Origin of the sequence: Cupriavidus sp. UYPR2.512 (genome assembly GCF_000379565.1) — a bacterium.
In the GTDB taxonomy this organism is placed as follows: domain Bacteria; phylum Pseudomonadota; class Gammaproteobacteria; order Burkholderiales; family Burkholderiaceae; genus Cupriavidus.
Genome location: NZ_KB902852.1, coordinates 388732 through 406678 on the forward strand (window position 1 = coordinate 388732; position 17947 = coordinate 406678).

General features: G+C 66.0%; 18 protein-coding genes and 1 pseudogene. 9 read left to right on the plus strand and 10 right to left on the minus strand.

Annotation, left to right across the window (positions count from 1 at the left end):
- Window positions 1–59 precede the first annotated feature (59 nt).
- Entirely contained in the window at window positions 60–1601 is a 1542-nt protein-coding gene (locus A3A5_RS0101740) for a methyl-accepting chemotaxis protein (RefSeq protein ID WP_018308941.1), read from the plus strand.
- A gap of 66 nt (window positions 1602–1667) precedes the next feature.
- Here A3A5_RS0101740 and A3A5_RS37540 read toward each other — a convergent pair.
- A pseudogene (locus A3A5_RS37540) lies at window positions 1668–3028 on the minus strand (esterase-like activity of phytase family protein).
- 340 nt (window positions 3029–3368) lie between these two features.
- Between A3A5_RS37540 and A3A5_RS0101750 the strand changes: the two are divergent.
- Window positions 3369–5606, plus strand: coding sequence for an NADP-dependent isocitrate dehydrogenase (locus tag A3A5_RS0101750; RefSeq protein WP_018308942.1), 2238 nt, complete (start codon window positions 3369–3371; stop codon window positions 5604–5606).
- 82 nt (window positions 5607–5688) lie between these two features.
- On the opposite strand, the gene A3A5_RS0101755 is transcribed toward A3A5_RS0101750, so the two are convergent.
- On the minus strand, window positions 5689–5916 hold the full coding sequence (locus A3A5_RS0101755) for a hypothetical protein (protein ID WP_018308943.1): 228 nt from the start codon (window positions 5914–5916) through the stop codon (window positions 5689–5691).
- A gap of 324 nt (window positions 5917–6240) precedes the next feature.
- Here A3A5_RS0101755 and A3A5_RS0101760 point away from each other — a divergent pair, with 324 nt between their 5' ends.
- The 4 genes from A3A5_RS0101760 to A3A5_RS0101775 all read left to right on the plus strand — a co-directional run bounded on the left by A3A5_RS0101760 (window position 6241) and on the right by A3A5_RS0101775 (window position 7859).
- The gene (locus A3A5_RS0101760; RefSeq protein WP_010812830.1) at window positions 6241–6444 is read left to right on the plus strand and encodes a cold-shock protein; all 204 of its coding nucleotides are present in this window, start codon (window positions 6241–6243) and stop codon (window positions 6442–6444) included.
- Between the two features lie 178 nt (window positions 6445–6622).
- Window positions 6623–6925, plus strand: a complete 303-nt coding sequence (locus A3A5_RS0101765) for a hypothetical protein (RefSeq protein ID WP_018308944.1) — start codon at window positions 6623–6625, stop codon at window positions 6923–6925.
- 141 nt (window positions 6926–7066) lie between these two features.
- Window positions 7067–7393, plus strand: a complete 327-nt coding sequence (locus tag A3A5_RS0101770; protein ID WP_018308945.1) for a hypothetical protein — start codon at window positions 7067–7069, stop codon at window positions 7391–7393.
- 91 nt (window positions 7394–7484) lie between these two features.
- A complete protein-coding gene (locus tag A3A5_RS0101775) occupies window positions 7485–7859 on the plus strand; it encodes a hypothetical protein (RefSeq protein ID WP_018308946.1) in 375 nt (124 codons plus the stop codon).
- 20 nt (window positions 7860–7879) lie between these two features.
- Here the strand turns inward: A3A5_RS0101775 and A3A5_RS0101780 are convergent, their stop codons facing one another.
- From A3A5_RS0101780 to A3A5_RS0101795, 4 genes are all read right to left on the minus strand, one after another.
- On the minus strand, window positions 7880–8134 hold the full coding sequence (locus tag A3A5_RS0101780; RefSeq protein WP_018308947.1) for a hypothetical protein: 255 nt from the start codon (window positions 8132–8134) through the stop codon (window positions 7880–7882).
- Between the two features lie 85 nt (window positions 8135–8219).
- Window positions 8220–8441 carry a translation initiation factor IF-1 gene (gene infA / locus A3A5_RS0101785; RefSeq protein WP_008646230.1) on the minus strand — a complete coding sequence of 74 codons (222 nt, stop codon included), beginning with the start codon at window positions 8439–8441 and terminating at the stop codon, window positions 8220–8222.
- Window positions 8442–8539: 98 nt separating this feature from the next.
- Window positions 8540–8764, minus strand: a complete 225-nt coding sequence (locus A3A5_RS0101790) for a hypothetical protein (protein ID WP_026200349.1) — start codon at window positions 8762–8764, stop codon at window positions 8540–8542.
- A 425-nt stretch (window positions 8765–9189) separates the two neighbouring features.
- Window positions 9190–10098: a LysR family transcriptional regulator gene (locus tag A3A5_RS0101795; RefSeq protein ID WP_018308949.1), complete on the minus strand. Its 909-nt coding sequence runs from the start codon at window positions 10096–10098 to the stop codon at window positions 9190–9192.
- A gap of 151 nt (window positions 10099–10249) precedes the next feature.
- Between A3A5_RS0101795 and A3A5_RS0101800 the strand changes: the two genes are divergently transcribed.
- Both A3A5_RS0101800 and ycaC read left to right on the plus strand, forming a co-directional pair.
- Window positions 10250–10927, plus strand: a complete 678-nt coding sequence (locus A3A5_RS0101800; RefSeq protein WP_018308950.1) for an isochorismatase family protein — start codon at window positions 10250–10252, stop codon at window positions 10925–10927.
- 84 nt (window positions 10928–11011) lie between these two features.
- Entirely contained in the window at window positions 11012–11638 is a 627-nt protein-coding gene (ycaC, locus tag A3A5_RS0101805) for an isochorismate family cysteine hydrolase YcaC (RefSeq protein ID WP_018308951.1), read from the plus strand.
- 81 nt (window positions 11639–11719) lie between these two features.
- On the opposite strand, the gene A3A5_RS0101810 is transcribed toward ycaC, so the two are convergent.
- From A3A5_RS0101810 to A3A5_RS0101825, 4 genes are all read right to left on the minus strand, one after another.
- Window positions 11720–13078 carry an MFS transporter gene (locus A3A5_RS0101810; protein WP_018308952.1) on the minus strand — a complete coding sequence of 453 codons (1359 nt, stop codon included), beginning with the start codon at window positions 13076–13078 and terminating at the stop codon, window positions 11720–11722.
- A gap of 56 nt (window positions 13079–13134) precedes the next feature.
- Complete coding sequence (locus tag A3A5_RS0101815) at window positions 13135–14739, minus strand: benzoate-CoA ligase family protein (RefSeq protein ID WP_018308953.1); 1605 nt, start codon at window positions 14737–14739, stop codon at window positions 13135–13137.
- An 85-nt stretch (window positions 14740–14824) separates the two neighbouring features.
- The gene (locus tag A3A5_RS0101820) at window positions 14825–16369 is read right to left on the minus strand and encodes a 3,4-dehydroadipyl-CoA semialdehyde dehydrogenase (RefSeq protein WP_018308954.1); all 1545 of its coding nucleotides are present in this window, start codon (window positions 16367–16369) and stop codon (window positions 14825–14827) included.
- Window positions 16370–16377: 8 nt separating this feature from the next.
- On the minus strand, window positions 16378–16842 hold the full coding sequence (locus A3A5_RS0101825) for a DUF4863 family protein (RefSeq protein ID WP_018308955.1): 465 nt from the start codon (window positions 16840–16842) through the stop codon (window positions 16378–16380).
- An 88-nt stretch (window positions 16843–16930) separates the two neighbouring features.
- On the opposite strand from A3A5_RS0101825, the gene A3A5_RS0101830 reads away from it, so the two are divergent.
- Entirely contained in the window at window positions 16931–17893 is a 963-nt protein-coding gene (locus A3A5_RS0101830) for a helix-turn-helix transcriptional regulator (protein WP_026200350.1), read from the plus strand.
- Window positions 17894–17947: the final 54 nt, after the last annotated feature.

The following is a 17947-nucleotide window of genomic DNA, read 5'->3' on the forward strand; positions in this document are numbered from 1 at the left end:
CGCCGACCAGCCGTGCGCGGCGGCACTTCGCCATAACCAGTGCTAATCAGGTAGAAGACATGAAGAATCTAGGCATCGGGGTCCGCCTCGGCATCGGCTTTGGGGTGGTATTGCTGCTTTCTGCGCTCATGACGGTATTCGGCATGATGCGCCTGCAACAGGTGGCTGAGCGCACGCACGCAATGATGCAGCAGCCGCTGACCAAGGAGCGGGTGGTCAGCGACTGGTACCGCCTCATGCACACCAGCGTGCGCCGCACCACGGCGGTGGCGCGCAGCGCCGACCCGTCGCTCGGCGCATTCTTCGCGGCCGAGACCAAGGCGTCGATCGAAGGCATCGCCGCGCTGCGCGACAAGATCCAGCCGATGCTCAGCTCGGCCGAGGAGAAGGCCGCATTCCAGAAGATCCTGAGCGTGCGCGACCCGTACAACAACGGCCGCGACAAGATCACCAGGCTCAAGCAAGAGGGGCTGACCGAAGAGGCCAACCAGGTGCTGGAGAAAGAGTTCGTCCCGGCCGGCGACGCCTACCTGGGCGAGATCCAGAAGCTGCTCGACATCCAGCGTGCCAGCATCGACGCCACCGCGCGCGAGATCAACGGCATCTACGTCAACGCCCGCAACAGCCTGATCGGGCTGGGCATGGTGGTGCTGGCCGTCGGCATCGCGTTCTCGGTATGGCTGACGGTGGGCATCACGCGGCCGCTGCACCGCGCCGTGGCGGTGGCGCGCACCGTGGCGTCGGGCGACCTGACCAGCCGCATCGACGTCGACAGCCGCGATGAAACCGGACAGCTGCTGCAGGCGCTGGCGGACATGAATGCCAATATCCTGCGCATCGTGCGCCAGGTGCGCGCGGGCACGGAGTCGATCGTGTCCGGCACCAGCCAGATCGCGGCTGGCAACACCGACCTGTCGCAGCGCACGGAAGAACAGGCCTCGTCGCTGCAGCAGACCGCGGCCAGCATGGAGGAGCTGACCAGCATCGTGCGCCAGAACGCCGACAACGCGCGCCAGGCCAGCACGCTGGCGGTCAATGCCTCGGACATCGCCGGGAAGGGCGGCGACGCGGCGGGCAAGGTTGCCGAAACCATGGAAGAGATCAACGGCGCGTCGAGGAAGGTGGTCGACATCATCGCCGTGATTGAAGGCATTGCTTTCCAGACCAATATCCTGGCGCTCAATGCCGCGGTGGAAGCGGCGCGTGCCGGCGAGCAGGGCCGCGGCTTCGCCGTGGTCGCGGGCGAGGTGCGCACGCTGGCGCAGCGCAGCGCTTCCGCCGCCAAGGAGATCAAGGCGCTGATCGGCGATTCGGTCGATCGCGTCGAGAAGGGTTCCATGCAGGTGACGCAGGCCGGCCAGACCATGGTGGAGATCGTTGCCGCGGTCAAGCGCGTGACCGACATCATGGGCGAGATCAGCGCGGCCTCGGCCGAGCAGAGCGCCGGCATCGAGCAGGTCAACCAGGCTGTGACGCAGATGGATACCGTGACGCAGCAGAACGCGGCGCTGGTGGAAGAAGCCGCAGCCGCAGCGGGCTCGCTGGAGGAGCAGGCGCAGCGGCTGAAAGAGGCGGTGTCGACGTTCAGGCTGGCGGCGTAAGCGTACCCTGCTTGTTTTCTCCCCTCCCCCTCTGGGAGAGGGGAGCACCCCCATCACGGCGGATTCTCACCGCGCCTTCAAGAACTCCCCCACCTCCAGCAACGCCAGCTCATTGTCGTCCGCCTGGTTCGGCTCGCGGCTGCTGCTGAAGGGCAGGTTGTTGTCGTTACCCACCACGATATGCGTGGCGTCGACCACGTCGACGTTTTCGAGGGTGAAGAAGGGGAACGCCAGCACGCCATCCGTCAACGGCTTGCGCGCAAGCTTGCCCGGATCGGCAATGCGCAGCAGGTCGATATAGCCGATCTTGCGCAGCGGCCCGCCGGCGTTGGCATCGCTCAGTTCGACCTTGTACACGCGCTTGAACTTTGCCACATCGTCAAAGCAGTCCGGGCGCTTCTGCCCGGCCGGGCAGGCCTTGTCCGGCGTGCCTTCGCCATTGTCGCGCTCGATGATGAGGCCGGTGGGGCATCGATCATGTTGAAGTCGCCGATGGCATGGCTGGCGCTTTCCAGCACGTACTTCCAGTGGCGGCCGGTCCAGGCCTGCTGCTTGACATCAAACTCCAGCACGCGCAGGTAGGGCTTGCCGCCTTCGTTCTCGTAGCCCTTGGCGGCGGCGTCCCACAGCGCGCCTTCCAGCAGCGCGTACAGTTTGCTGCCGTCGGGCGAGGACGCCATGCCCTCGAAGCCCTTGGAGCGCCGCACCTGGAACTTCACGCTGCCGTCCGGCGCGCCGGGCGCGGTGACGGCGGGATGGTCGGGCGAGCGCACCACCTTGCCGTCGACCATGGTGTCGAACACGGCCAGCACCTTGCCGTCCATGTCCGCCTTGATCAGGAACGGGCCGAATTCGTCGCCGATCCAGATCGCGCCATCGGCGAACTGGAAGCTTTCCGTATCGAAATCCGATCCCGTCAGGTAGCGCTGCCTGGTGCCCTCGTGGACGATGCGGAACGGCACCTTCTTGTCCAGGTCGTGCAGGAAGATGGTCTTCAGGCGCTGCAGGCGGCCGCTGCCGAAGTCCACCTTGTAGTGGTTCAGGTACAGCATGAAGTCCGGCGAGTTGGCCTTGGCGCCGGCGCCGTTGTCGGTCAGCACCCAGAAACTACCGTCGGCCATGCGCTTGATGCCGGAATGCCCCTGTGCCGGCTGGCCGCGGAACGGCAGCGACACGCCGGTGGGGCGGCCATTGGACTTGCCTTCGACCGTGCCCGGCCTCTCCACGCGCTGCGCGGTGGTGAACTTGCCGCTGACCTGCAGGTCAGCGGGCGCGTCCTTCGGCACGGCAAGCAGGGTCTGGGCCGGCAGCAGCGCGTGGCCGGCCAGCGTGGCGGGGTAGGCAGCAGGGGCCTGCGCCCATGCCTGCGCCGCGCCCAGGCAGGCCAGTACGATGGCCGCCGGGGCCAGCAGCAAATGACGAGACATTGTGGTTTTCCTTGGCGTTGAAGAGACAAAACCCTGCATTGTCGGCGCCAAGTTTGACAGAACTGTGATCCGCGGGGCGCACGGCCCCGGCCATGCTGCGCTGCAGCGTAGGCGTCATGCGGGCCACAGTGCCGGTGCAATCGGAGAGCGATCATGCTGCGCGGGCGGCGCAACGCGGCACCGGCGTCCGGATTTCTGCCGATAGCCGCGCAAAAAGCAGTGGGTTTTCAGGCCCATGAAAGCAAACTGAGGCAAAATTCTATTTTTCGCCTAGTATGCCGCCGCGCTGTGACCCAGCAGGCGGATGTCCCACCACCCGTTCGAGGATCTGAGAGAAGCAATGAGCACCCAGCAACCCACCATCATCTACACGCTGACCGACGAAGCTCCGCTGCTGGCGACCAGTGCGTTCCTCCCGATCATCCAGACCTTCACCAGGCCGGCCGGCATCAACGTGACCACCAGCGACATCTCGGTGGCGGGCCGCATCCTGGGCGAATTCCCCGAATTCCTGACCGAAGCACAGCGCGTGCCGGACAACCTGGCCGAGCTGGGCAAGCTGACGCAGCTGCCGGACACCAACATCATCAAGCTGCCGAACATCAGCGCCTCGGTGCACCAGCTGGTGAGCGCCATCCGTGAACTGCAAGGCAAGGGATACAAGGTGCCGGACTATCCGGAAGACCCGAAGACCGACGAAGAAAAGGCCATCCAGAAGCGCTATTCCAAGTGCCTGGGCAGCGCCGTGAACCCGGTCCTGCGCGAGGGCAACTCCGACCGCCGCGCACCGGCAGCGGTCAAGAACTTCGCGCGCAAGCACCCGCACAGCATGGGCGAGTGGAGCATGGCCTCGCGCACGCACGTGGCGCACATGAAGCATGGCGACTTCTACCACGGCGAAAAGTCCATGACCCTGGACAAGGCGCGTGACGTCAAGATGGAGCTGGTCACCAAGAGCGGCAAGACCATCGTGCTCAAGCCCAAGGTCTCGCTGCTGGACGGCGAAATCATCGACAGCATGTTCATGAGCAAGAAGGCGCTGTGCGACTTCTATGAAGAGCAGTTCGAAGACGCGCGCCAGACCGGCGTGATGCTGTCGCTGCACGTCAAGGCGACCATGATGAAGGTGTCGCACCCGATCGTGTTCGGCCACGCCGTCAAGATTTTCTACAAGGAAGCCTTTGCCAAGCACGGCGCGCTGTTCGATGAACTGGGCGTGAACGTCAACAACGGCCTGGTCAACCTGTACGAAAAGATCGAGGCGCTGCCCAGCTCCAAGCGTGAAGAGATCATCCGCGACCTGCACGCCTGCCACGAGCATCGCCCGGAACTGGCCATGGTGGATTCGGCCAAGGGTATCTCCAACCTGCACGCGCCCAACGACGTGATCGTCGATGCCTCGATGCCGGCCATGATCCGCATCGGCGGCAAGATGTGGGGCGCCGACGGCCGTCCGAAGGACACCAAGGCCGTGATCCCGGAAAGCACCTTCGCGCGCATCTACCAGGAGATCATCAACTTCTGCAAGACCAACGGCAACTTCGATCCGACCACCATGGGCACGGTGCCCAATGTGGGCCTGATGGCGCAGAAGGCCGAAGAGTACGGCTCGCACGACAAGACCTTCGAGATCGCCGAAGACGGCGTGGCCAACATCGTCGACCTGGCCACCGGTGAAGTGCTGCTGGCACAGGACGTCGAGCAGGGCGACATCTGGCGCATGTGCCAGGTCAAGGACGCGCCGATCCGCGACTGGGTCAAGCTGGCCGTCACGCGCGCGCGCAATTCGGGCATGCCGGCGGTGTTCTGGCTGGACCCGTACCGTCCGCACGAAGCCGAGCTGATCAAGAAGGTCGAGGCCTACCTGAAGGACTACGACACCAAGGGCCTGGACATCCAGATCATGTCGCAGGTGCGCGCCATGCGCTACACGCTGGAGCGCGTGATCCGCGGCCTGGACACCATCTCGGTGACCGGCAACATCCTGCGCGACTACCTGACCGACCTGTTCCCGATCATGGAACTGGGCACCAGCGCCAAGATGCTGTCGATCGTGCCGCTGATGGCGGGTGGCGGCATGTATGAGACCGGCGCCGGCGGTTCGGCGCCGAAGCACGTCAAGCAGTTGGTGGAAGAGAACCACCTGCGCTGGGATTCGCTGGGCGAGTTCCTGGCGCTGGCGGTGTCGCTGGAAGACGTCGGCATCAAGACCGGCAATGCGCGCGCCAAGATCCTGGCCAAGACGCTGGACGCGGCCACCGGCAAGCTGCTGGACAACAACAAGAGCCCGTCGCCCAAGACCGGCCAGCTGGACAACCGCGGCAGCCAGTTCTACCTGGCGATGTACTGGGCGCAGGAACTGGCAGGCCAGTCGGACGATGCGGAACTGGCCGCGAAGTTCGCGCCGCTGGCCAAGACGCTGACGGACAACGAGCAGAAGATCGTTGGCGAACTGGCCGCCGTGCAGGGCCAGCCGGTGGATATCGGCGGCTATTACATGCCGGAAGCCGACAAGCTCAGCGCCGCAATGCGCCCGAGCCAGACGCTGAACGCCGCGCTGTCGACCGTGACGGCCTGACCGGGCTGGCCCGCCTGGCGGGCCGGCAGGTGTCGCAACCCCGGGCCTTGGTCCGGGGTTTTTCTTTGCGCCGCAGAACGCGTTATGGCTGCTGCGCTTCCATATGGATGTCCCACCCCTGTTCGGGGCCGCTCTTCTGGTCCCGGTACGTCCAGAGCGCACCGCAGTCCTGGCAGACGAAGCTGCTGATGGTGATGGCAGCGGAACCGGCGGGCTTGATGCGTCGGGTATCGGTGATGCGCAGTGCCGCGTGCCCGGGGGCGCCGCGCACGTGGCGTTCAATGGCCTGGCAGGCAGTGCAGAGTGTCATCCGTGTCTGTTCCGTTCGATCGGCCACTGTAGCATGCCGGCGCCTTCGAGGCCCGAAGTGGACAGGTGCATGCGGCGCATACGGGTTTTCTCCGGGCGCGACGCTCAACCCGCACTTTCCATGTGATTTGTGGCCGATCCGGTGAAGTTCATTGACATGCCGGAGTGGGGCCTGTATAAGGATGAGTGCAGGATCTTTCAAGCAGCAACCTAGAAGTCCAGGTGCTTGCCCATACGGCGCCACTTTTTCTCCTTGTGTCTTCCTTGATCGTCATGCCTTGCCGGCGCTTTTGCCGGTGAGAAAAAAATTATTGAGGAATCCAACATGGAAACCGGTACCGTCAAGTGGTTCAACGATTCGAAGGGTTTTGGCTTCATTACGCCTGATGCAGGCGGCAACGACCTGTTCGCGCACTTCTCCGAAATCCAGGGCAACGGCTTCAAGTCGCTGCAAGAAGGCCAGAAGGTGCGTTACGTCGCTGGCGTCGGCCAAAAGGGCCCGGCCGCGACCAAGATCGAGCCGATCTGAATCGCACAGACCTGAGTTGAGCTGAGCGCCAAGGCGCCAGTCCAATGAAAAAAGCTCCGCCAACGCGGAGCTTTTTTATTTCCGTTGCCGCAATTCCCCGCAACGGTGAAATAAAGCCACTGCTGGCGCGGCAACAAGCGTAGAGTGGGGGCAGGATCACCAAACGGCGGAGGCTGCCATGGATATCTATCCGGCTGCAACTTACAAGGGATACGATCTCTATCCCCTCGTATACAAGCACGCCGCCGAGCGCGTGTGGCCCGAGCCGCGGCCCGACCGTTCCTTCGATGCCGCCGTGGTGATCTGCCTGGAAGGCGAGTCGCCTGAAGGGATGCAGGCGCGCACCTTCCGCCTGGAAGCCGCACCGTGGGATAACGTCGGTGGCGCGCGACGCGGTGCGTTGCGCTATGCCGAGGCCATCATCAATGGCGCGGTGCCGGGGGTGTCGGTAACAACGGCCGGCGCGCCGATGGCGTCCTGAAGGTCCGCGACGGGCCCTGGCGCCGCCGTGCATTCTGCGCCGCTGCCGCCCGCGCGGGGCCATGGCCCATGCCGTGCGCGTGATCCACATGAGTTCAGCAATCCTTCCCATCAGCGCGGCACGATGCCGCATGGAGATGTCGTGAGCGACAGCAGTCCCAGCCGCAGTCCCGGCAACACAGTTCCCGGCAGTACGCCCTTTGCCAGCTACAAGGGTTTCGATCTGTATCCCCTGGTTTATCGCCATCGGCCTGAGCAGGCCTGGCCGCGCATCAAGCCCGACAACAGCTTCCTCGCGTCGATCGTGATTTGCCGCGAGGGCTATCGCCCTGGCAGCGACCATGCGCGCGTATTCCCAATGAGCGAGTCGCGCTGGGAGAACATCGGCTCGGCGCGCCGCGGTGCGCTGCAGTTCGGCGAAGACATCATCAATGGCCTGGTCGCCGGCGAATCCGTGACGTCGATCTAGGAATCCGGTTCCGCAGCGGCCTGGTCACAGGCCAGTTGCGGAGCGGGGAGACAGGCGCGGCGCTATCCGTCAGACTGCAAGGAGTCCGTTCATGGACATGCGTTCGGGATCATCTGGTTTTCTGTGCACGTTGCCCGGTGAGGGCAAAGGCATCACCTATCACGTCGCAGTCTGCTTTATCGATGCGGAGCGTCCCACCGGGGTGCTGTTCACCAGCTTCGTGGGTGTGGGGCGGCGGTCGTTCGGCGTGCTGGCCGAGCCAGGGGCCCTGCAGGGTCAGCTTGCCGCCAGCGGCGAGGCGCTGTGCCGCCTGGCCATCGGCCAGGTGGTGCGCGACCAGCTGCACGACAAGGCGCGCGAGGGCGATGCGGTGCTGGACCTCGCCGCCTCGCCATGGGACGGCGAGCTGAGGCCGGTCGGCGCGGGGCTCAGGACGGCCCGGCCGCATGTGCGCGTGCTTGGCTGAGGCCGCACGCAATCGTCAGGTCAGATCTGGAATACCGGGTTGCCGTGGCGCTCCAGCAGCGCCTCGATCAGCGCCATGTCGGCGATCTCCGGAGTACGGTCTTCCACCGCGCGCGACGGCCCGCAATAGGTCGCCGTCACATGGCGCCTGACGGTCAGCACGCCGGACGCGGGCGGTGCGACTTCAACCGCCTGCCACGGTGCATGCCGGTAACTGCCTGCCTGCCAGCCTTCGGGCGTCAGGTGCACGGCTTCCCATTCTTCGATGACGGACATGATCGGTTCTCCTTGATTGAGGGATGAATCGTTAGCGGGACGGCACGCGCCGGCGCGGCGCATGCCATGACGAGGGGACGCTGGCCTACGACTTGTGCCGGTAGTTGATGCGTCCCTTGGTGAGGTCGTAGGGCGACATCTCCAGCGTGACGCGGTCGCCCGCCAGCACGCGGATGCGGTTCTTCTTCAGCCGCCCGGACGAATACGCCCAGACTTCGAAGCCGTTTTCCAGGATCACGCGGAAACGGTTGTCGGGCAGGACTTCCGAAACCTTGCCGCCAAATTCGACCAGTTCTTCTTTTGCCAAGGAGGCTCCTTGCTGTAGCCGCGCCGCTTGTGCGCGAGCTGTTGTGACGGCCAACTGGACACCAACTGGCCGATGGGATGGGGTTTGCGATGCCTGGCTTACGGCTGGCGCAGGCGCGCCGCGGCGCGTTCGCCGGCACGGCGGGCGGACTGCCTGGCGCGGGCTTCAGAGCGGTGCGTGTCGTGGCGCATTGCCACGTTGGCGACGATGCGTTCGGCGCCATTGCGGTATTCCGCAATCATGTAGGTCGCGAACCAGAGGCCGGGTTCCTGCTGGATGGGATAGACGGAAACGGTGTAAGGGGTAGGGTTGATTCGATTCAATGTGATGCCTGTTCATGGGCGCGGCCGCAGGTGGCGCGGTGCATCGGGTTGCCGATGCTGAGCGTCGCGCGGTGGCGGCCGTTCGCCGTTGCTGTGTGCCAGCGTCGGGCCCGCGCGGCAGCACGGGCGTTGAATCTGGCGTGAAGTGGACCATGCCTGCGCAAGCCGATGCGCCGGGTACAGGGGCGATCGTTGCGGAGCGGACATGCCGCCGGTCGGATAAGGGTGGTGGGCCGTTCGGCCCAAAGACGCATCGGGTGTACGCCCGATATGCCGCCGCTGAATGCTTTTGTGAGATTGTCTTGCGGCTGGCGCACGGACGTCGGGCGTTGCCGATCCGTGCATAGAATATCGAATGATACCACTTCCGGGCCAAACTTGCCTGCGTGACGGGCAGTGCCCCTGGTGCGGCCGCCTTGCGGTGCTCAGCGTTCGCTGATCTGCGCGAAGCGCAGCGACAGGAAGTCGATCAGTTCACGCACCGAAGGCAGCAGACCGCGCCGTGACGGGAACACGGCGTGGATCACGCCGCCCCTGACCGACCAGTCCGGCAGGACTTTCACCAGCCGGCCATCGCGTAGCTCGTCGGTCATCATCATGATCGGCAGCTGCACGATGCCGGCACCGGCCACGGCCGCGGTGCGCAGCATGATCATATCGTCGGTGACCATCCGGGGCTTGTGGTGCAGGTCAGCAGTGGCGCCATCGGGGCCGTACAGCGACCAGGTGTGCGAGGGCCGCGGCGGCCCCAGGTCCAGCGTTGGCAGCGCGTTGAGGTCCGCGGGCGACAGCAGCGGCCCATGGCCTGCCAGCAGCGCCGGGCTGGCCACGAAGCACCAGGCGCGCTCGGCCAGCACGCGCATCACCAGGTCGCTGTCTTCCAGTGGCGGCACGCGCACGCGGATGGCCAGGTCGATCCCCTCCGCCACCACGTCCACACGCCGGTTGGTGGCTTCCAGGTGCACGATGACCTTGGGGTTCGCCGCCATGAAATCCGCAATCATGTCGCCCACGCGCGCGTGCAGCAGCGCCACCGGGCAGCTCATGCGCACCAGGCCGCTGGGTTCGGCGCGGGTTTGCTCGATCGCGCTCTCGGCCGCTTCGGCCTCCACCAGCATGGCCTTACAGTGGGCGTAGTACGTCTGCCCCAGTTCTGTCACGGAGAAGCGCCGCGTCGAGCGCTGGATCAGGCGCACGCCCAGGCGTTCTTCCAGCATGGCCACGCGCCGGCTCAGCTTGGACTTGGGTATGCCGAGCACACGCCCGGCGGGCGCAAAGCCCTGATGGTCGACTACCTGCGCGAAGTAATACAGGTCATTAAGGTCGGGATGCAAGCGGGCGGCTCCTGTCGTCCTGCCAGTAGGACGCTGAGGGCAGATTTTCCATCCTACCGGCGTGATCCGCCAAGTCCTATGCTTCGGCCACACGGTCGGCTTGGCATTGCCCCGAGTCGCCGGTTTCGCCAACTGCATAGGAGAAAGCCAAATGACCACACCCGCGAATTTCAACGGCAAACGTCCGGTACTGGATCCCGCCGATACGGCCATGCTGCTGATCGACCACCAGAGTGGCCTGTTCCAGACCGTTGGCGACATGCCGATGCCTGAGCTGCGCGCCCGTGCGGCCGCGCTGGCCAAGATGGCGACGCTGTGCAAGCTGCCGGTGATCACCACGGCCTCCGTGCCGCAAGGCCCGAACGGCCCGCTGATCCCTGAAATCCACGAAAACGCCCCCCATGCCAAATACGTCGCGCGCAAGGGCGAGATCAACGCCTGGGACAACCCCGACTTCGTCGCCGCGGTGCGTGAGACCGGCAAGAAGACCCTGATCATCGCCGGCACCATCACCAGCGTGTGCATGGCATTCCCGTCGATCAGCGCGGTGGCGGACGGCTACAAGGTGTTCGCGGTGGTGGATGCCTCGGGCACCTATTCCAAGATGGCGCAGGAGATCACCCTGGCGCGCATTGTCCAGGCCGGCGTGGTGCCGATGGATACCGCCGCCGTGGCCTCTGAGCTGCAGCAGAGCTGGAACCGCCCCGACGCGCAGCAATGGGCCGAGGTCTACACGCAGATCTTCCCGGCGTACCGCCTGCTGATCGAAAGCTATCTCAAGGCCCAGGACGTCGAGAAGAACCACGAGGTCCTGGACTCCACCCGCTGACGCCAGGCCGGCAACGGCCTGTACACCCCGGCTGCGGAACCGCGAAGGCCGCGGGTCCGCGCCTTCTGTTCACAGGAGAACGTCATGAGCAAGCCCTACAAGCGCCTGGACAAGAGCCAGGCCGCCGTCCTGATGGTCGATCACCAGGCCGGCCTGCTGTCGCTGGTGCGGGATATCGAGCCCGACAAGTTCAAGAACAACGTGCTGGCACTGGCCGACCTGGCCAAGTACTTCAAGCTGCCAACGGTCCTGACCACCAGCTTCGAGGATGGCCCCAACGGACCGATGGTGCCTGAGCTCAAGGCCATGTTCCCCGACGCGCCGTTCATTCCGCGCCCGGGCCAGATCAACGCCTGGGACAACGAGGATTTCGTGGCCGCGGTGCGTGCCACCGGCAAGAAGCAGCTGCTGATCGCCGGCGTGGTCACCGAGGTGTGCGTGGCTTTCCCGGCGTTGTCGGCGATCGAAGAGGGTTTCGAAGTCTTTGTCGTGACCGATGCCTCGGGCACCTTCAACCAAATCACGCGCGATTCGGCCTGGCAACGGATGTCTGACGCTGGCGCGCAACTGATGACGTGGTTCGGCGTGGCTTGCGAACTGCATCGCGACTGGCGCAACGACATCGAGGGTCTGGGCACGCTGTTCTCGAACCATATTCCGGACTATCGGAATTTGATTACGGCTTATACGACGGTGAAGAGCAGCAAGTAAGCAACGTCCTTTAGCAACCTGTCGGTTGGCTCCCTCTCCCGCTTGCGGGAGAGGGAGCCAGCAAGTGGCAAGCAGAATCCCTCAGGCTTCTTTCACAACCCTTCCTACGGGCGCCGCAGCGACCTCCGCCTGCGCCGATGCCGACCTCCGGTGGTTGATCATCGACACCGCCCCCACCGCAATCACCGCCGGGATTGCCATCGCCATGAAGTTCTGCTGCAACGGCAACGACATGCCCACCAGCACGCCGATCACGATCGGTGCCAGGATGGCGCCGCTGCGTCCCACGCCCGAAGCCCAGCCGATGCCGGTGCCGCGCACCGCCATCGGATAGAACTGGCCCGCATAGGCATAGGTGACGATCTGCGTGCCGATGGTGGAAGCACCTGCCAGGCCCACCACGACGAACAGCGCTGCGCTGGGCATCGGGTAGCCCAGCAGCGTGATCGACACGGCCGCCAGCGTGTACATGCCGATCAGCACGTGCTTGATCGGCAGCCGGTCGGCGAGCCAGCCGCCGCCGATGGCGCCGAGCATCGCGCCGAAGTTCAGCACCAGCACGAAGGTCAGCGCCGAGCCCAGGCTGTAGCCCGCGCCCGCCATCAGCTTGGCCAGCCACGAGCTGAGCGCATACACCATGAACAGGCACATGAAGAACGCCACCCAGAACATCACCGTGCTGAAGCCGCGGCCATCCTGGAACAGGCGCCGGATCGGCGCGCTGCCGGCCTTGTCATCGGCGGGCAGGGTGAGCGAGTCGCCGGCTTGCGGGCGATGCGAGGGCACCAGGCGCGATACCACCGCCTGCAGCGCCGCGGTCTGGCCGGTGCGGACCAGGTAGGGCATCGACTCCGGCAGCGAGCGCAGCACCAGCGGGATCAGCACCGCCGGCACGCCGGCGGCAAGGAACACCGACTGCCAGCCGTAGCTCTCGATCAGCCCCTTGCCCAGCAGCGCCGCCAGCATGCCGCCCACCGAGTAGCCGCTGAACATCAGCGTCACCAGCGTGCCGCGCAGCTTGCGCGGCGCGTACTCGGTCATCTGCGCCACCACGTTGGGCATCACGCCGCCAATGCCCAGGCCCGCCAGGAAGCGCGTGACGCTGAACGTCACCGGGTCGCTGGTAAAGCCCGCCGCCGCGGTGAAGACACTGAACAGCAGGATGCAGATGGCGATGGCGCGCCTGCGGCCGATGCGGTCGGCCACGGTGCCGAGGAAGATCGCGCCGAACATCATGCCGAACAGCGCCGAGCTGACCATGAAGCCGGCGCTGGTTGCGGTCACGCCCATCTCTTTCATGATCGACGGCAGGGCGATGCCGGCCACGGCCAGGTCGTAGCCGTCGAAGATGATGATCAGTGCGCACCAGAACAGGATGAGCGCATGGAAGCGGTTGAAGCGGGCCTCGTCGGCCAGCTTGTGGACATCGATCTGACGCATGGTTTGTCTCCGGTATGGTGGGATGGCGGTAGGTTGCGATGAGGCGGCGTTGCCGCTCATGCCACCGCGACGGCGCGCTCTGCGGCGGCCTTCAGTTCGCGTTCGCGCAGCATGAAGCGCTGGATCTTGCCGGTGGCGGTCTTGGGCAGCGCATCGACGAACTCGATCGCGCGCGGGTACTTGTAGGCCGCCAGCCGCTCCTTGACGAAGGCCTTCAGTTCGCCGTCGCCCAGCTGCGCCCCGGCCTTCAGCACCACGAAGGCCTTGGTCTTGATCAGTCCTTCATGGTCAGGTACGCCGATCACCGCGGCCTCCAGCACCGCAGGGTGCTGCACCAGCGTGGCCTCGACCTCGAACGGCGATACGTAGATGCCGCTGACCTTGAGCATGTCGTCGCTGCGCCCGGCGTAGCTGTAGGTGCCATCCGCGTTGCGCACGTATTTGTCGCCGCTCTTGGTCCAGCCGCCGCGGAAGGTCTCGCGCGACTTCTCGCGGTTGGCCCAGTACATCATCGCGGCGCTGGGTCCCTGGATATAGAGGTCGCCGATCTCGCCGTCGGGCACCGGGCGGCCGTCTTCGTCGCGCAACTCGATGGCGTAGCCCGGCACCGGCCAGCCGGTGGTGCCGTACCGCACCTGGCCGGGACGATTGGACAGGAAGATATGCAGCATCTCGGTGGAGCCGATGCCGTCGATGATCTCGCAGCCGAAATGCGCGGTGAAGCGCTGGCCGATATCGGCGGGCAGCGCCTCGCCGGCGGACGAGCACAGCCGCAGTGCGACCTCGGCGCGCTGCGGCAGCGCCGGCGAGGCGAGCATGCCGGCGTAGCCTGTCGGCGCGCCGAAGAACACTGTTGGCTTGTGTTGCAGCCAGCGGCGGAAGGTGGCCTCGGGCGTGGGCCGCTCGGCCATCAGCACCACCGTGGCGCCGACGCTGAGCGGGAAGCTGAGGCCGTTGCCCAGCCCGTAGGCGAAATACAGCTTGGCCGCCGAGAAGCAGACATCCCGCTCCTGCAGGCCGAGCACCGGGCCGGCGTAGAGCGCCGCGGTCCAGTACGGGTTGCCGTGGCTGTGCACCACGCCCTTGGGCTGGCCGGTCGAGCCGGACGAGTAAAGCCAGAAGCCGGGATCGTCGCAGCTGGTGGCGGCAGGCGCTTGCAGCGGCGCCTGCGCGGCAAGCACCGCATCCAGCGCCGCCATGCCATCGGGCAGCGGCTCATGCGCACGCGATACCAGGACCCGCCCGACTTCATGCCCGGGACGCGCCAGCGCCTCCTGCAGCACGGGCAGCAGCGCGGCCGACACCAGCACCGCCTGCGCGCGGCTGTGCTGCAGCATGTAGCGATAGTCGTCGGCGGTCAGCAGCGTGTTGACGGCCACCGGGACGATGCCGGCGTACATCGCGCCCAGGAAGCAGACTGGCCAGTCGGTGCAGTCGTGCATCAGCAGCAGCACGCGCTCTTCGCGGCGGATGCCGGCGCCGAGCAGCGCGGCGGCCAGGCGCCGCACCTGCTGCGCCAGTTCGCCATAGGTGAGCTGGCCGTCGTCATCGATATAGGCCACCTTGCCGGCGCGTCCGGCATTGCAGCCGAGCAGGTGCTCGGCAAAGTTGAAGGACGTGCCGGGTGGCCGGACGGGTGTCTCTGCGGGCGTGGCGGTCATGGGTGTCTCCCCGTTGCTGGTGTACGGTGTGCCGCGCGCCGCCATGCGGGCGTGGCGGCGCGGTGAAGCGGGTTGGCTTGAACAGTCAGGCGAGCGCGTCGAGCACCGCGGTACTGGCCTGGATGGCGCTGCGCCGGTGATAGAAGTGCAGGGCGCGCAGGCCACCCAGTTCCTCGCCGCCGCCGGCGCGGCCGGGGCCGCCGTGCAGCGATTGCGGCATGACGTTGCCGTGGCCGGTGTGCAGCTGCGCCACGTCGGGCGAGATCACATGCACGCGGCCATGGCTGTCGGCCAGCTCGACGGCGGCGGCGCCGAGCGCGGCCGCGTCGCTGCCATAGAGCGATGCCACCAGCGAGCCCTGGCCACGGCGCACGAGTGCCAGTGCGTGGGCGGTATCCCGATAGGGCAGCAGCGTGGCCACTGGGCCGAACACTTCGGTGTCGTGCACCGCGGCGGCAGCATCCGCATCGGTCACGCCCAGCAGTGTCGGGCCGATGCAGCAGGCCACGGCCGGATCGGCATCCACCAGGTGCTGCGTGGCGTCATGCAGCACCTGTGCATGCTTGCGCAGGTAAGCCAGACCATCTTGCACGGCGTTGAACTGCGCACGGCTGACCAGCGCACCCATGCGCACGGTATCGTTGCGCGGGTTGCCCACGGTCACTTTCGACAGCCGTGCGCCGATGGCCTCGGCGGCCTGGCCATACAGCGCTTCAGGCACGAACACGCGCCGGATCGCGGTGCATTTCTGTCCGGACTTGACCGTCATCTCGCGCACGGCTTCCTTCACCAGCAGGTCGAAGGCGGCGGTATCGGGGCCGTCCTGCGGCAGCAGGACGGCGGAATTGACGCTGTCCGCTTCGATATTCACGCGGACAGAGCGTTGCGCGATGGCGGGATGCGAGCGGATCACCGCGGCCGTATCGGCCGAACCGGTGAACGACACCACGTCAAAGGGCTGCAACGGGTCCAGCAGCCCGGCCGGGCTGCCGCACACCACCGACAGCGCGCCGGCTGGCAGCACCCCGGCCTCGACCACGTCGCGCACCATGCGCTGGGTCAGCCAGGCGGTGGCGGTAGCGGGTTTGACGATCACCGGCACGCCGGCCAGCAATGCCGGTGCCGCCTTCTCCCACAGGCCCCAGCTCGGGAAGTTGAAGGCATTGATGAACAGCGCCACACCGCGCGTGGGCACCAGCACATGCTGCGACTGGAACAACGGGTCCTTGCCCAGTCGGGTGGCCTCGCCATCCGGCAGGTAATGCCGGTCGCCGAGCGTATCGCCCAGCTTTGCGTAAGTGCCCAGCGTGAAGATGCCGCCGTCGATGTCGACCGCGGAGTCGTTCCTGACGGTGCCGCTGTTGGCCGTGGCGATGTCGTAATAGGCATCGCGATTGGCCTGCAGCACCTTGACGATGTCAGCCAGCAGCGCGGCGCGCTTGCGATAGGTCAGCGCGCGCAGGGCAGCGCCGCCCTGTTCGCGGGCAAAGGCGAAGCCGGCAGCGAGGTCCAGTCCGGTGGCATCCACGCGCACCAGTTCGTCGCCCAGCACCGGATCGAACAAGGGCGTGCCGGCACCGCTGCCGGCCTGCCACTTGCCGCCGAGGTAGTTGGAAAGCAATTCAGTCATAGGGGATCTCAGCGCGTGAAGTCGATGCGGCCTTCTGGCAGCAGGTAGAGCACCAGCGCGCGGCCGTTGCTGACGGTGGGGCGGTGGGCGCTGCCCGGCGGGCATACCAGCCAGCCGGCGGGGCGGCCGTCGAACTGCGCCTCGCCCTCGAGCGGCATGATCAGGTCGATCTCGCCATCGGGATGGGTGTGATGCGGGCCGGCAATGTCCTGCATGTCGACCACGTCGACGGAAAAGCCGTGCAGGTCGTCAGCCGGCCTGAAGATGCGGCCGTAGCGGATGCCGCCGCCTTCGCGGTCGCACAGCCAGCCTTCGGCCACGCCGGCCTGGCATGCGTCCTTCAGTTGCTGGTAGGTGGTGCTGCCGGCGCCATGCTCGGCATTGAGCCAGGCATCGAGCGCGGTATCCAGCGGGCGGCCTGCCAGTTGCGCGGTGAGCTGCGCGATCTGGCTGCGGAATTCTGTGGGGGACATGGTGAGGGGCTCCGTCGGATTCGCCAGTTGCTATCACTGGCTTCATGCATTATTGTGCATGTATGAAAAATAGAGCCGCACCGAAATCATGTCAAGCACTATATTGCATGAATCTGGGTTAACCCCGGAAGCCGACCTGCATCATGATTCAGATTCAAGTGTTGCCAACGGCACTGAGAAGAACCCGTTCCTGGTCGCGCTGGGCGAGCGTGTGCGCGAGCTGCGCGCCTGCCGCGGCCTGACCCGAAAGGCCGCCGCGCAGGCGGCCGGCGTGTCGGAGCGGCACCTGGCCAACCTGGAATACGGCAGCGGCAACGCTTCCATCCTGGTGCTGCAGCATATTGCCGAGGCGCTGCAGTGCTCGCTGGCCGGCCTGCTGGGCGACGTCACCACGTCGTCGCCTGAATGGATCCTGTTGCGCGAGCTGCTGGAGCACCGCGACGAAGCCACGCTGCGGCGCGTGCGCATTGCCGTGGGCGAGATGCTCGGCACGGGTGGCGAGAACGCCGGCCAGGCCGCGCGCAGCCCGCGCGTGGCGCTGATCGGGCTGCGCGGCGCCGGCAAGACCACGCTGGGCGGGATGCTGGCCGAAGACCTGGATTTCCCCTTTGTCGAGCTGAGCCGCGAGATTGAGAAGTTTGCCGGCTGCAGCATCTCCGAGATCCAGGGCCTGTATGGCATGAACGCCTACCGCCGCTACGAGCGGCGCGCGCTGGAAGAGGCCATCCAGATCTATCCCGAAGCCGTGATCGCCACGCCCGGCGGCCTGGTATCGGACCCCGCCACCTTCAACCTGTTGCTGGCCCACTGCACTACGGTCTGGCTGCGGGCGGAGCCGGAAGACCATATGGAGCGGGTGCGCGAGCAGGGCGACTTCCGGCCGATGGCGGCCAGCAAGGAGGCCATGGAGGACTTGCGCCATATCCTGGCCGGGCGCGCGGCCTTCTATTCCAAGGCGGAGTTCTCGCTGGACACCAGCGCGCAACCGCTGGAGCCCACGTTTGCCGCGCTGCGCGAACTGGTGCGCCAGGCGTTGCGCATGCCGTTGTGACGGCTGGGGCGCAGTAACGCGGCATCGGGGGCAGTGAGCGGCGCCTCCTGAGAA